The sequence below is a fragment of the Leucobacter sp. VD1 genome (assembly GCF_037150695.1).
GTDB lineage: Bacteria > Actinomycetota > Actinomycetes > Actinomycetales > Microbacteriaceae > Leucobacter.
This window is the reverse complement of record NZ_JBBCPO010000001.1, coordinates 498302-510770: the sequence shown is the minus strand read 5'-3', so window position 1 is coordinate 510770 and position 12469 is coordinate 498302. Positions and strand designations below refer to the sequence as shown.

The 12469-nt window shown below is 67.5% G+C and carries 15 protein-coding genes; 9 read left to right on the top strand and 6 right to left on the bottom strand.

Features of this window, described 5'->3' with window-relative positions; all coding sequences use genetic code 11:
- Positions 1-23: 23 nt before the first annotated feature.
- From WFL22_RS02480 to WFL22_RS02460, 5 genes are all read left to right on the top strand, one after another.
- Positions 24-911 (top strand): arginase family protein, encoded by an 888-nt coding sequence (locus tag WFL22_RS02480; RefSeq protein ID WP_336991326.1) that lies wholly within the window; start codon positions 24-26, stop codon positions 909-911.
- Positions 912-988: 77 nt separating this feature from the next.
- Positions 989-1453, top strand: a complete 465-nt coding sequence (locus tag WFL22_RS02475) for a Fe-S oxidoreductase (RefSeq protein ID WP_442918957.1) — start codon at positions 989-991, stop codon at positions 1451-1453.
- A gap of 137 nt (positions 1454-1590) precedes the next feature.
- Positions 1591-1890 (top strand): hypothetical protein, encoded by a 300-nt coding sequence (locus WFL22_RS02470; RefSeq protein WP_336991323.1) that lies wholly within the window; start codon positions 1591-1593, stop codon positions 1888-1890.
- A gap of 27 nt (positions 1891-1917) precedes the next feature.
- On the top strand, positions 1918-2853 hold the full coding sequence (locus WFL22_RS02465) for an alpha/beta fold hydrolase (protein ID WP_336991322.1): 936 nt from the start codon (positions 1918-1920) through the stop codon (positions 2851-2853).
- 9 nt (positions 2854-2862) lie between these two features.
- Complete coding sequence (locus WFL22_RS02460; protein WP_336991321.1) at positions 2863-3579, top strand: tyrosine-protein phosphatase; 717 nt, start codon at positions 2863-2865, stop codon at positions 3577-3579.
- Positions 3580-3588: 9 nt separating this feature from the next.
- Here WFL22_RS02460 and WFL22_RS02455 read toward each other — a convergent pair whose 3' ends face one another.
- A complete protein-coding gene (locus WFL22_RS02455) occupies positions 3589-3834 on the bottom strand; it encodes a zf-HC2 domain-containing protein (protein WP_336651306.1) in 246 nt (81 codons plus the stop codon).
- Complete coding sequence (locus tag WFL22_RS02450; protein ID WP_336991319.1) at positions 3831-4490, bottom strand: sigma-70 family RNA polymerase sigma factor; 660 nt, start codon at positions 4488-4490, stop codon at positions 3831-3833. The genes WFL22_RS02455 and WFL22_RS02450 overlap by 4 nt, the downstream gene beginning before the upstream one ends.
- A gap of 203 nt (positions 4491-4693) precedes the next feature.
- Here WFL22_RS02450 and aroA point away from each other — a divergent pair, with 203 nt between their 5' ends.
- Genes aroA through WFL22_RS02435 form a run of 3 tightly spaced genes read left to right on the top strand, consistent with a single transcriptional unit; the run spans position 4694 to position 7746 of the window.
- Positions 4694-6187, top strand: a complete 1494-nt coding sequence (gene aroA, locus WFL22_RS02445; RefSeq protein ID WP_336991317.1) for a 3-phosphoshikimate 1-carboxyvinyltransferase — start codon at positions 4694-4696, stop codon at positions 6185-6187.
- The gene (gene rsgA / locus WFL22_RS02440) at positions 6187-7245 is read left to right on the top strand and encodes a ribosome small subunit-dependent GTPase A (protein ID WP_336651309.1); all 1059 of its coding nucleotides are present in this window, start codon (positions 6187-6189) and stop codon (positions 7243-7245) included. The genes aroA and rsgA overlap by 1 nt, the downstream gene beginning before the upstream one ends.
- Before the next feature lie 18 nt (positions 7246-7263).
- Positions 7264-7746: a peroxiredoxin gene (locus WFL22_RS02435; RefSeq protein WP_336651310.1), complete on the top strand. Its 483-nt coding sequence runs from the start codon at positions 7264-7266 to the stop codon at positions 7744-7746.
- Between the two features lie 54 nt (positions 7747-7800).
- Here WFL22_RS02435 and WFL22_RS02430 read toward each other — a convergent pair whose 3' ends face one another.
- Positions 7801-8220 carry a hypothetical protein gene (locus WFL22_RS02430; protein WP_336651311.1) on the bottom strand — a complete coding sequence of 140 codons (420 nt, stop codon included), beginning with the start codon at positions 8218-8220 and terminating at the stop codon, positions 7801-7803.
- A gap of 194 nt (positions 8221-8414) precedes the next feature.
- Here WFL22_RS02430 and WFL22_RS02425 point away from each other — a divergent pair, with 194 nt between their 5' ends.
- Positions 8415-8663 carry a WhiB family transcriptional regulator gene (locus WFL22_RS02425; RefSeq protein WP_017884807.1) on the top strand — a complete coding sequence of 83 codons (249 nt, stop codon included), beginning with the start codon at positions 8415-8417 and terminating at the stop codon, positions 8661-8663.
- A 235-nt stretch (positions 8664-8898) separates the two neighbouring features.
- On the opposite strand, the gene argG is transcribed toward WFL22_RS02425, so the two are convergent.
- From argG to WFL22_RS02410, 3 genes are all read right to left on the bottom strand, one after another.
- On the bottom strand, positions 8899-10320 hold the full coding sequence (gene argG, locus WFL22_RS02420; RefSeq protein ID WP_336651312.1) for an argininosuccinate synthase: 1422 nt from the start codon (positions 10318-10320) through the stop codon (positions 8899-8901).
- 145 nt (positions 10321-10465) lie between these two features.
- The gene (locus WFL22_RS02415; RefSeq protein ID WP_336991313.1) at positions 10466-11473 is read right to left on the bottom strand and encodes a malate dehydrogenase; all 1008 of its coding nucleotides are present in this window, start codon (positions 11471-11473) and stop codon (positions 10466-10468) included.
- A gap of 120 nt (positions 11474-11593) precedes the next feature.
- Positions 11594-12433, bottom strand: a complete 840-nt coding sequence (locus WFL22_RS02410; RefSeq protein WP_336651314.1) for an aldo/keto reductase — start codon at positions 12431-12433, stop codon at positions 11594-11596.
- Positions 12434-12469: the final 36 nt, after the last annotated feature.

Genomic DNA, 12469 nt, shown 5'->3' with positions numbered 1-12469 from the left:
GGCGCACGAGGCGAGGAGGCGCTGTGTCGAAACCCGTGTTTCTGATGATGCCCGAGTGGCAAGGATCAGCGTCGTCGCGAGCGATGCAGCTCGCGGAAGGAGCTGAGACGCTGCGCGAAGATCTCCCGTCTGCTGCAACCCGCGAGGTGCCCGTGCCGCTCGAAGCCGGCGACGCGCTCGGCACGCCTGTGGCGCGACTCAGCAGTCTGCTGCGCGCCCGCGATGCGGCGCGCCAGACGATCGGTGAGATCGACGGTGCTCCCCCGGTGATCGTCGGCGGTGATTGCGCTTCGTCATTGGCGGGCCTCGAAGCTGCGGTGCGCGCGCACGGTGCGGATCGCCTCGCGGTGCTCTGGTTCGACGCTCACCCTGATCTGCAGCACCCCAGCACCTCTCCGTCCGGGGCGGCCTCCGGTATGACGCTGCGCCACGCCCTCGGCGACGGCTCGCCCGATCTCGCGAGCGCGACCCCCATCAATCCGGCGCATCTCACCCTGGTCGGCACGCGCGCGATCGACCCGGAGGAAGAGACGGAGATCGAGCGGCACGGCGTGCACCTGCTCGACCCGGTTTCGATCTCGGGTGTCACTGATCCCGGGCAGCCTGCCGATCCAGGCGCGCTCGCCGCCGCGGTGCGGGAGCGTCTTACCGAGTCGGGTGCCGAGCATGTGTACGTGCATGTCGACTTCGATGTGCTCGACCCCGCTGAGTTCTCGGCCGTGCACGAAGCGGTGCCGTTCGGCTTGACCGTCACGCAGCTGACGGCGGCGATCAGGGCGGCTGTGACCGCACTGCCGCTCGCGGGGGCGGCGATCTGCGAGTTCGCGCCGGCGAATGCTTCGGCTGCGGCAGAAGACCTGCCGACGGTGCTGCGGGTGCTTGCGGCGCTCACCTCGGGGTCGGCTCGATGACGGGGGCGGAGCCGACTGAGAGCACGCGGTGGCCGCTCGCACGGCTCGGCTACCTCTACGCCACAGCGGTGGGATTTGTGTGGGCACCGGCGTCGACGGAAACGCACCGCGTTTCCGCAGCCGGTGAAACGCCGCACACGGCGGCGAATACACAACGCACCCCACACCCGCGGTGGCCGCTCGCACGGCTCGGCTACCTCTACGCCACATCGGTGGGATTTGTGTGGGGTTCCATCTGGAGCACTGGCCGTGTGGAGCGCCACGAGGGGCTGTGGGTGTTCCGTGGCATGCCGCGGTGGACGTTCGGTCGCGGCGGCAGCTGCGTCGGATCGTGCTATCTCACCCACAGCAACGTCTCACCGGCGGTGCTGCGGCACGAACTCGTGCATCGGGAGCAGTGGCGCCGGTACGGTTTCGCGATGCCGCTGCTCTATCTGCTCGCGGGACGCGATCCGCTGCGCAATCGCTTCGAGATCGAGGCCGGTCTTGAAGATGGCGGCTATGTGCGGCGGTCGGCCACGGCGAGACACCGCGCGGGCTGAGACCGCGGGAGAGCGCACTCCGCTCACAGGATGGCGGATCCGCCCCTGTGACCGAAGTTCTCCACATATCGAGGGTTCAGCCAGCACGCCCGTCTGCACAGTGGCAGCATTGGGGATGCATAGAGCAGAATGGAGGTGTGATCGAATTGACTGAACCCCAGGTGTGGACCCTCATCGGCGTGTTCGCCGCCGCGCTCGTCGGCATGATCACGTTCACCACCCAGGTGATGTGGCGCGCGATCACGGCGCAGTTCGTCTCGTTCAGGGCCGAGATGCAGGCCGAATTCAGCACGTCGCGAGCTGAGCTTGCTGCATCACGAGCCGAGGTGAGCGCTGAGCTTGCCGAGATACGGGCCGAAATCGGATCGCTGCGCACAGAGGTTCGCCACCTCGACCGCGATGTGCAGGCGATCAGCCGCCGGGTGTTTCCCGAGTAGCCGCAACGCGACCCCTACACTGGCGATATGAGCAGCGAGGCCGAGTTTCCAGGTGACGACGAGTTCCGATTCCTCGAGGGCGACGCCGCCCGAGTGCACCGCAGCGCACCGCTGCCCAAGGTCGCACGTGTCTCGGTGCCCGTCGCCGAGGGCAGGGCGCTGAGCGGGCTCCACTTCGACGCCCCCGCACCCCCAGAACTCGTCGTACTCCACGGTGCGGGCCTGAACGCTCACAGCTTCGATCCGATGCTGCTCGCTTTCGGCCGCCCGGCACTCTCGCTCGACCTTCCCGGGCACGGTCGCAGCGACTGGCGCAGCGATGCCGACTACCGGCCGCAGCTGCTCGCCGCCGATATCGTCGCGGCGCTCGACGCACTCGCGCCCGAGCCGATCACTCTTCTCGGGCACTCGCTCGGCGGGCTCGCCGCTGCGCTCGTGGCACAGGCAAGACCCCAGTTGGTGCGGCGCCTCGTGATGGTCGACATCACCCCGGGCATCACACCCGGCGGCAATGCGGGGGCGGTTGTCGAGTTCATCACCGGGCAACGCGACTACGGTTCTGTCGAGGAGATCGTTGATCGCGCGATTCGTTTCGGTATCGGCTCCGACAGGGCCGCTTTGACCCGCGGCGTCACCCTCAACACCCGTCGCCGCCCAGACGGAAGGCTCGAGTGGACGCACCACCTCGCACACCTCGAAGCGATGCCCGGCGCCACTGATGGTGATCCGCACCCCTATGCCGCGATCTGGTCGATCGTGCAGCAGCTCGCGGTGCCGGTCACGCTCGTGCGAGCGCAGCGCGGGATACTCAACGACGCCCTCGCTGCGGAGTGGCAGGAGCACCTGCCCGGCGCCGCGATCATCACCGTGCCCGGCCCGCACAATCTGCACGAGGCAGCCCCCGAGCTGCTCGCCTCGACCGTGCGCGATCTCTCACTCCCAGCCGCAATCGCAACCACCTAGGATGAACCCGTGATCTCCTCACTGCTCCCCATCGAAGGCACCTTCAATTTTCGAGATCTCGGCGGCTTCCGCGCCGACGGCGGCCACACCAAGTCGGGAACGCTCTTCCGTTCCGACGCGCTCGCCGCACTGAGCGAGAGAGGCCGCGAGCAGATTGCCGAGCTCTCTGTCACGCGGGTCATCGACCTGCGCGATGACGCCGAGCGCGGCCCGCAGCCCGATCTTGTTCCGGAGAACGCCGTTGTGGTGCCCCACCCCATCTTCCCCGACGTGACGCAGCACATTTCGGCGCAACTCGATATCTACCAGCTCACCGAAATGCTCTACCTTGAGCACGGCGACAGGCTCGCCTCAGCGGTGACGATGCTCGCCGAGCCCGGTGCGACAGTGTTTCACTGCACCGCCGGGAAAGACCGCACCGGCGCAGTCGCGGCGCTCACCCTCCTGGCGGTGGGGGTGGATCGCGACGATGTGATGCACGATTACGCGGCTTCGGAGCACAACCTCAGCGGCGAATGGCGGGCGAAGAATCTCGAGCTCATCAAGCACCTCGGCATCGAGGTCACCCCTGAGCTTGAGCAGTTGCTCGTCGCAACGCCGCTTGCAGCGATCGAGCGCGCGCTCCACGCCGTCGACGAGCGCTTCGGTTCGGTGCGCGACTATCTGCGCGTCAACGACGTCACCGACGCAACCATCGAACGGCTGCACGCGCAGCTCGTCGAGTAGCGGCAGCGCTCAGCTGTCGACGCGGAGCCCCCGGAGAATCGCATCGCGCAGGTCTTCGGGGGCGCAGTTCTCGCGCTCTTCTTCGCAGGCGCGGCGCACCACCTCGGTGAGGCGAATGCAGACCGTCTCCTCGTCGCGGCAACCGGGGCAATTCTCGAGGTGCTCGCGGATCGGCGCCGACTCTTCAGCGCAGAGCTCTCCGCGCAGCAGCTCGTAGAGGTTGGCCTTGGCCTTCTCGCAACCGCAATCGCTCATCGCGTCGCTCCCTCTTCTGTGTTCTTGGTCTTCGTACGGCCGGCCGGCTTCTTCGTCGCACTTCCTGCCGCATTGAGTCCAACGCCCTGCTCGCGCGCGTATTCCCCAAGGGTCTTGCGCAGGCGCGTGCGGCCCCGATGCAGGCGGCTCATCACGGTGCCGATGGGCACTTCGGCAATGTCGGCGATCTCCTGGTAGCTGAATCCTTCGACGTCGGCGAGGTAGACCGCGATACGGAAATCCTCTGGCAGCGCATTGAGTGCTTCGCTCACCACCGCATCAGGCGTGCGGTCGATGGCCTCCGCTTCGGCGGAACGTGCCGACATTGCGGTGGCTGATTCTGCGCCGCCCAGCTGCCAGTCCTCGAGTTCGTCGACAGCCCCGAGATACGGTTCCCGCTGCCGTTTACGGTACGTGTTGATGTAGCTGTTCGTCATGATCCGATACAGCCAGGCCTTGAGATTGGTGCCCTCCTGAAACGACGCGAACGCCGAGAACGCCTTCAGGTAGGTCTCCTGCACCAGGTCTTGCGCATCTTGCGGGTTGCGGGTCATCTTCATCGCTGCCCCGTACAACTGGTCGAGCAGCGGCAGCGCCTCCTGGGTGAAGCGCTGCTCCAGGACCGGCTTGTCGTCGTGCGCCGTGGTGTCAGTCACACCCACGATCCTACGCCTCCCCGCCTGAACCCCGCCCGCACCCCGCCACCCCACCCTCGCGCGCCCCCGTTCTCTCCCCCGTACTCCCCCTCCCAGGCCCCGATCCCACCCCCGACCACCGCAGCTCAGGGCGTGGAGGGAAGCAAGGCTGGAGGGAGAGAGGGGCACGCATGGCGGCGGGGCTGCGCGGTAGACTCGGGGCGATGCTTGAAGCAAAGATGAACCAGGGCAAGGACGGCGACGAGGCCCGCTCGGGCGAAGGCCCGGGCGAGGCTGCTGCACTCTGGGCTGCGCCTGTTGCCGCGGGTGCGCTTGAGGCCCGGGTCGCACTTCCGGGATCGAAGTCGTTGACGGGTCGCGAGCTGATCCTTGCTGCGCTTGCGGATGGGCCTGGCGTGCTGCGCGCTCCTCTGCACTCGCGTGATTCCGCGCTCATGATCGAGGCCCTGCGCGCACTCGGCACGGGCATTGAGGAGGTGCCGTCGCGCAGCGGCACCGATCTGCGCGTGGTACCGGCCACCGAGCTAATGGGGTCGACCAGCATCGGCTGCGGGCTTGCCGGCACTGTGATGCGTTTCGTGCCGCCGGTAGCGGCGCTCGCGCTCGGCCCTGTGGCGTTCGACGGTGATCCGTACGCTCGGAAGCGGCCGATGCGCCCGGTGCTCGACGCGCTGCGCGCGCTCGGTGCCGACATTGCCGATGAGGGGCGCGGCGCGCTTCCGTTCACGGTGCACGGCAGCGGATCGCTGCGCGGTGGCCGGGTTGAGCTCGATGCCTCGCTGTCGAGCCAGTTCGTCTCTGCACTGCTGCTCTCGGGCGCGCGCTTCGAGGAGGGCGTGCACGTGGTGCACACCGGCGAGCGGTTGCCGAGCCTGCCGCACATCGAGATGACGATCGAAACCTTGCGGGCGCGCGGCGTCGAGGTCGCCTCCCCCGCCTCCGGCGAGTGGGTGGTGGCGCCCGGCCCAATCCGCGCCCGTGATGTGACCATCGAACCTGATCTGTCGAACGCTGCCCCGTTCCTGGCTGCCGCAGCCGCTGTGGGCGGCCGGGTTACCGTGCCCGGCTGGCCGTCAGCGACGACGCAGGTGGGCGATCAGCTGCGTGCGCTGCTGCCCGCGTTCGGTGCGGAGGCGAGCCTCGCCGCTGACGGTTCGCTCACGGTGTCCGGTGACGGCAGGCTCCGCGGGGTGCGTTTGCATGTACCTGAGGCCGGGGAGCTTGCTCCCACGCTGGTGGGGCTTGCGGCGCTCGCTGCGCACGGCTCCGACGGCAGCGACGGCGAGGCCAGCGAGATTACGGGCATCGGCCATATCCGCCACCACGAAACCGACCGCATCGCCGCGCTCGTCGCCGAGATCAACGGGCTCGGCGGTCGAGCGCGCGAGCTTTCCGACGGGATCGCGATCGACCCGGCCCCCCTGCACGGCGGGCTGTGGCGCAGTTACGCCGATCACCGCATGGCGACGACGGGCGCGCTGATCGGTTTGCGTGTGCCGGGCGTCGAGGTGGAGGACATCGCTTCGACGTCGAAAACGCTGCCGCAGTTTTCCGAGCTGTGGCGGCGCATGCTCGGTCTCGCGCCCGAGGCCGGCGGAGAGCTCGGCCTGGCCGCCCGCACCGTCGAGACCTCCGAGGCCGGCGATCCTCCTCACAGCAGCTTCGTCTTCCCCGATATGAGAGATCTGCTGCGGTAATGAGCTGGCTGATCCCCGACGACGACGAAGACGGCCCGTACGCCGAGTACGCCGATCACGCGGTGCGCCAGCGCCCCAATCCGAAGGCGAACCGGCCGCGCACGAAGCGGCGGCCCGAACACGGCGATGCCGTGGTCGGTATGGTGACGGCGGTGGATCGCGGTCGCTACACGGCGCTCGTCGCCCGCGGAGCCGACCCTGCCGATCCTGCCGAACGAGTTGTTGTTGCGGCTCGCGCCCGCGAGTTGCGCCGCACGCCCATTGTGATCGGCGATCGGGTGCAGCTTGTGGGCGACACCAGCGGCAACGAGGGCTCGCTCGCCAGGATTGTGAGCATTGAGGATCGTCGCACGCTGTTGCGCCGCAGCGCCGACGACAGTGACACCGTTGAGCGGGTGATGGTGGCGAACGCCGACCAAATGCTGATCGTGGTGGCGGCGGCGAACCCTGAGCCGCGGGTGCGTCTCGTAGATCGCTACCTGGTGGCGGCGTACGATGCCGGGATCCGCCCCCTGCTGTGCATCACGAAGACCGACCTTGCCGACCCTGAGCCGTTTCTCGCGTACTTCTCGGCACTTGAGGTGCCCGTGTTCCGGTCGCGTCCGGGCGCGTGGCCGCTCGCCGAGATTCGCGCCTCGCTTGCGGGTCGCACCACGGTGTTCGTTGGCCATTCTGGTGTGGGTAAGTCGACGCTCATCAACGAACTCGTGCCGGAGGCGGGCCGCGCGACGGGGCACGTCAACGAGGTAACGGGGCGCGGGCGCCACACGTCCTCCTCGTCGGTGGCGTATCGTGCCGATACGCCGGGCTGCCCTGGCGGCGACAGCGGTTGGGTGATTGACACGCCGGGCGTGCGTTCCTTCGGCCTGGGCCATGTCACAAGCGAGGGCATTCTGCGCGGTTTCACCGATCTCGCCGACATCATTGACGCCTGCCCGCGCGGCTGCACGCACCTGGAGGATGCCCCCGATTGCGAGCTCGATGCTGCTGTGGCTGACGGCCGGCTCGACGCCGGTGGTGCGGCGCGTGTGGAGTCGCTGCGACGCCTCCTGAAGTAGCGCGACTAGGCTGGAAGCATGACCGAACGCGTGATTCTCGAGCCCACCCAGCCCGCCCCCGACTTCTCGCTCCTCGATCAGGATGGCGTGCGCCGCTCGCTCAGCGATTTTCGCGGTGAGCAGGTGGTGTTGTTCTTCATTCCTGAGGCGATGACGCCCGCCTGCACGAAGGAGTCGTGCGAGTTTCAGGAGTCGTCGGCATCGCTCGCGGCGGCTGGCTACCGGGTGCTGGGCGTGTCGCGTGATGCTGTGGAGCGGCTGCGCCGCTTCGCCGACCGCGACGGCCTGGAGTACCCGTTCCTCAGCGACCCCGACGCTGCGGTGCATCGCGCCTACGGCGCCTACGGCACCAAGAACAGCTACGGTCGCATCGTCGAGGGTGTGATCCGTTCCACCTTCGTGATCGACGCGGAAGGGCGGATCGCCCACGCGCTGTACAACGTGAAGGCCACCGGGCATGTCGCGCGGGTGCGCAAGCTGCTCGGGCTTGACGCGGCCTGAATGATGCGGTGGGGGCGGATCATGATCCGCTCCCCCACCTGCAGGATCGAGTTGCTACTGCCCCTCGCCCGGGTCTGCGCCTGGCTGCAGCGTGGGCCGGGCCAAGATCGAGGCCGCGAACCCTGCGAGGGCGAGTGCGATGAGTGCGAAGCCCAGCCACCAGGGTCCGATGCTGAGTTGCAGGCAGCCGGTGCCTGCGGCGAACAGCAGCACCTGCATGGTGAGCGATGATGCGCGCACCCAGCTGGCGCGTGATTTGGCGGCACCGATGAGGGTGACGGCTACCCAGGCGAAAGCCAAGGCCGCAGTGACAATGAGGCTGAGATTTTGCAGCGGATCGCCTCCGGGGGCGAACGCGCCGACAAGGGTGACGCCGAGCACCCAGACCATGAGTGCGGTTTCGGCTGCCAGCAGCGCCCCCAGCGCCCGCCAGGCAATTTGGGACCGCGGGTGATCAGCAGGTGACGAGGGCATTTCGGGCCTCTTTCCAATCAATTGCAAATACACTATTGATTTGCTTCTACATCCGTGAAACTATATATTCCGTCGAGTTTCGCGCACACTGACGTGAGCATTCTCAGCCACGTTTCAGATAGTTACGGCGCGAGATTCCAGGCAACAGCCTCCAGTGTATTTCGTGTGCGTGCGTTTACAAATGGAGGACACACATGGATTGGCGCGAGAAGGCTGCTTGCCTCACCGTAGACCCGGAGCTTTTCTTCCCGGTCGGCAACACTGGGCCTGCTGTTGAGCAGATCGAGCGCGCAAAGTCGGTTTGCGCTCGCTGCACGGTGACCGAGATGTGCCTGCAGTACGCGATGGACACCGGTCAGGATTCCGGCGTCTGGGGTGGCCTCAGCGAGGATGAGCGCCGCGCCCTGAAGCGCCGCGCCGCTCGCGCGCGCCGCGCCTCCTAATCCCCCCGGCGGCTTTCGAGCTCGCCGTGACAGCCCCCGCTTCGCCGATAGTGTCGGCGGATCGGGGGCTGTCGTAGTTTCGGAGCTCGTGCGGCGGGCTGGCTCTGCATCGAGAACGCACTGTCGTATTGCGATCCCAGACGCATGACGGCCCGGGTTCAACTGAACCCGGGCCGTCAAGGAGGCGTCACTGCAGGCACCGTACAGGTGCCTGCAGTGGCACGATTGGGAGCGGCTAGTCGGTTCCGGAGTCGAAGGCGGCCGACAGGCCGAGCGCGTCGCTCTCCTCATCGATGCCGCCGACCGCGTCGGCGATCTCCGCGGCTCCGCCGACTTCGAGTTCGCCCACGAGTTCGGCGGTTGCGCCGCCGACAAGCCCGAGCTGCGCGTACTGCTCGAGGCGCGCACGCGAGTCGGCGATGTCGAGGTTGCGCATGGTGAGCTGGCCGATGCGATCTTCAGGGCCGAAGGCGGCACCCACGGTGCGCTCCATCGACAGCTTCTCGGGGTGGTAGCTGAGGTTGGGGCCGGTGGTGTTGAGGATCGTGTAGTCGTCGCCGCGGCGCAGTCGCACGGTGACCTCGCCGGTGATCGCGGAACCGACCCAGCGCTGCAGCGCTTCGCGCAGCATCAGCGACTCGGGGTCGAGCCAGCGGCCCTCGTACATGAGGCGACCGAGCTTGCGGCCGTCGGTGTGGTACGAGGCGAGCGTGTTCTCGTTGTGGATCGCGTTGACGAGGCGTTCGTAGGTGATGTGCAGCAGCGCCATACCGGGAGCCTCGTAGATGCCGCGCGACTTCGCCTCGATGATGCGGTTCTCGATCTGGTCGCTGGCACCGAGGCCGTGACGGCCGCCGATCGCGTTCGCCTCGTAGACGAGTGCCACCGGGTCGTCGAACTCGACGCCGTTGATCGCGACGGGGCGGCCGGCCTCGAAGCGCACCGATACCTCCTCGGTGGCCACCTCGACGTCTTCACGCCAGGCAGCGACGCCCATGATGGGCTCGACGATGTCGAGGCCGGCGTCGAGGAACTCGAGCTTCTTGGCTTCGTGGGTGGCGCCCCAGATGTTGGCGTCGGTCGAATACGCCTTTTCGGTGGAGTCGCGGTAGGGGTAGCCGTGGGCGACAAGCCACTCGCTCATCTCCTGGCGGCCGCCGAGCTCTTCGACGAACTGCTTGTCAAGCCAGGGCTTGTAGATGCGCAGCGCCGGGTTGGCCATGAGGCCGTAGCGGTAGAAGCGCTCGATGTCGTTGCCCTTGTAGGTGGAGCCGTCGCCCCAGATGTCGACGCCATCTTCTTTCATGGCGCGCACCAGCAGCGTGCCGGTGACGGCACGGCCGAGCGGCGTGGTGTTGAAGTAGGTCTTGCCGCCCGAACGCACATTGAAGGCGCCGGTCTGCAGGGCAACGAAACCCTCTTCGACGAGTGCGCGCTTCGCGTCCACGTGACGCGCGATCTCGGCGCCGTACTCCTTGGCGCGACCGGCGACACCGTCGATGTCGGGCTCATCGTACTGGCCGATATCGGCGGTGTACGTGCAGGGGATGGCACCGTTCTCGCGCATCCAAGCGACCGCGCACGAGGTATCGAGACCACCGGAGAATGCAATGCCGACGCGTTCGCCGACAGGCAGGGAAGAAAGCACCTTAGACATGCTTCCCATCCTACTGGGCCGAAGGGGTGAGCCTCGTTCGCTGCAGTGCCCGGCCCGAGGCGCACGCGTTCCGGGCCCACCCCGAACCCGGCATCGGGCCAGACCGCGATCCGCCCTCGGCTCTGAGCGGCCCGCGATCTCCCGCTCAGATCAGCCCGAGCCGCCGCACCTCGTCGCGCTCCGCGACCAGCTCCGCCACCGACGCATCGATGCGCTGCTGGGAGAACTCGTCGACGCTGAGCCCCTCGACGATCTGCCAATCGCCACCGCGCGACACGACGGGGAACGACGAAACCAGCCCTTCAGGCACGCCATACTCACCGTGCGACACGACCGCAGCGCTTGTGCGCCGTTCGGCACCGTTCGCAGCGGTGCCAGTGCCCAGCACCCAGTCGCGCACATGCTCGATCGCGGCGTTTGCTGCCGACGCGACCGAAGAACCGCCCCGCACCTCGATGATCTCGGCACCGCGCTTCGCGACTCTGTCGATGTAGGCGCCGCGCGCCCACGCCCGGTCGACGACGTCGAGCGCCGACCGGCCGCGAATGGTGGCGTGGCTGAGATCGGGGTACTGGGTGGCCGAATGGTTGCCCCAAATGGTCACCCCGTCGATCTCGCCCACCGTCGCGCCCGCTTCTGCGGCGAGCAGCCCCACGGCTCTGTTGTGATCGAGGCGAGTGAGGGCGGTGAAGCGTTCAGCCGGCACATCGGGGGCATGCTGCTGGGCAATGAGCGCGTTGGTGTTGGCGGGGTTGCCAACCACGATCACCCTGATGTCGTCGGCCGCGTGCGCACCGATCGCGCGCCCCTGCGGCCCGAAAATAGCGCCGTTCGCTTCGAGCAGGTCACCGCGCTCCATACCGGCGGTGCGAGGGCGCGAGCCGATGAGCATCGCCACATTCGCGCCATCGAAGGCTGCGACTGGGTCATCGAAGACGTCGACTCCTGCAAGCGTCGGGAAGGCACAGTCGGTCAGTTCGAGCGCGGCGCCCTCAGCCGCACGCATGCCCTGCGGGATTTCGAGCAGACGCAGGGTGACCGGTTGCTCGGTGCTGAGCATGTCACCGGCGGCGATTCTGAACAGCGCGGCGTAGCCGATCTGCCCGCCGGCGCCCGTGAGGGTGATGGTGATGGGCTGTGCGTGAGTGGTCACTGCGTCTCCTTCATCTCTGGCTGCGGATCGCGGCTGCTGATCGCGGCTGCTGATCGCGGCTGCTGAGCCGTCGGCACGGCACTTGCGCCCGGGCGGCAACTACCGCCCAGGCTGCCGGGGTCAGCGCACGTCGAAGCTGCGGGGGTCGGGCCCGTAGTTGGTGCCCGCCTCCAACGAGTCGATGGCTTCAAGTTCGGTGCCGTTGAGCTCGAAGTCGAAAATGTCGGCGTTCTCGATCATGCGCTCCCGGCGCCCGGTCTTCGGGAAGATAATGCGGCCCTGCTGCAGGTGCCAGCGCAGCACCACCTGGGCGGGGGTCTTGCCGTGGCGCTCAGCCGCAGCGACCACCTCGGGGCGTTCGAAGAGGTCGGTCTTGCCCTGGGCGAGCGGACCCCACGCTTCGACTGCGATGCCGTGCTGGGCGCAGAACGCGGTGAGTTCGCGGCGCTGATGCAGCGGGTGCAACTCGATCTGGTTGGCCGCGGGCACCACACCGGTCGCGTCGATCACCTGCTGCAGGTGCTCGATCTCGAAGTTGGAGACGCCGATCGCCGAGGCGCGGCCGGTCTCCGCGATGTCGATAAGGCCGCGCCACGCAGTGAGGGCGCTGCCCTCGAACATCGGAACGGGCCAGTGCACGAGATACAGGTCGACACGGTCGAGACCGAGCTTGTCGAGGCTCTTCTCGAAGGCATCGGCGGCGTGCTCGTGGTCGTTGTTCCAGAGCTTGGTGGTGATGAAAAGCTCATCACGGGGAATGCCACTCGCCGCAATCGCGCGCCCCACCTCTGCCTCGTTGTCGTAGATGCGCGCGGTATCGATGTGGCGGTAGCCCACCTCCAGCGCGTCAGAGACGACCCGCTCGGCCTCACCGGGTTCGACGAGGAAGACGCCGAGGCCCAGCTGCGGGATCTCGGTTCCATTGCTGAGGGTGAGGTTCGGGGTGTCGAGCGCAGCCATGATTCTCCTTCGGTACCTGGCGGATGTGCGCTCAGT

What these genes read in the sequence shown, in the direction of transcription:
- rsgA (WP_336651309.1), top strand. Translation starts at nt 6,187, where the DNA reads ATGAGCTGGCTGATCCCCGACGACGACGAAGACGGCCCGTACGCCGAG.
- WFL22_RS02430 (WP_336651311.1), bottom strand. Translation starts at nt 8,220, where the DNA reads ATGCCCTCGTCACCTGCTGATCACCCGCGGTCCCAAATTGCCTGGCGG.
- WFL22_RS02455 (WP_336651306.1), bottom strand. Translation starts at nt 3,834, where the DNA reads ATGAGCGATTGCGGTTGCGAGAAGGCCAAGGCCAACCTCTACGAGCTG.
- WFL22_RS02435 (WP_336651310.1), top strand. Translation starts at nt 7,264, where the DNA reads ATGACCGAACGCGTGATTCTCGAGCCCACCCAGCCCGCCCCCGACTTC.
- WFL22_RS02425 (WP_017884807.1), top strand. Translation starts at nt 8,415, where the DNA reads ATGGATTGGCGCGAGAAGGCTGCTTGCCTCACCGTAGACCCGGAGCTT.
- WFL22_RS02465 (WP_336991322.1), top strand. Translation starts at nt 1,918, where the DNA reads ATGAGCAGCGAGGCCGAGTTTCCAGGTGACGACGAGTTCCGATTCCTC.
- WFL22_RS02410 (WP_336651314.1), bottom strand. Translation starts at nt 12,433, where the DNA reads ATGGCTGCGCTCGACACCCCGAACCTCACCCTCAGCAATGGAACCGAG.
- argG (WP_336651312.1), bottom strand. Translation starts at nt 10,320, where the DNA reads ATGTCTAAGGTGCTTTCTTCCCTGCCTGTCGGCGAACGCGTCGGCATT.
- aroA (WP_336991317.1), top strand. Translation starts at nt 4,694, where the DNA reads ATGCTTGAAGCAAAGATGAACCAGGGCAAGGACGGCGACGAGGCCCGC.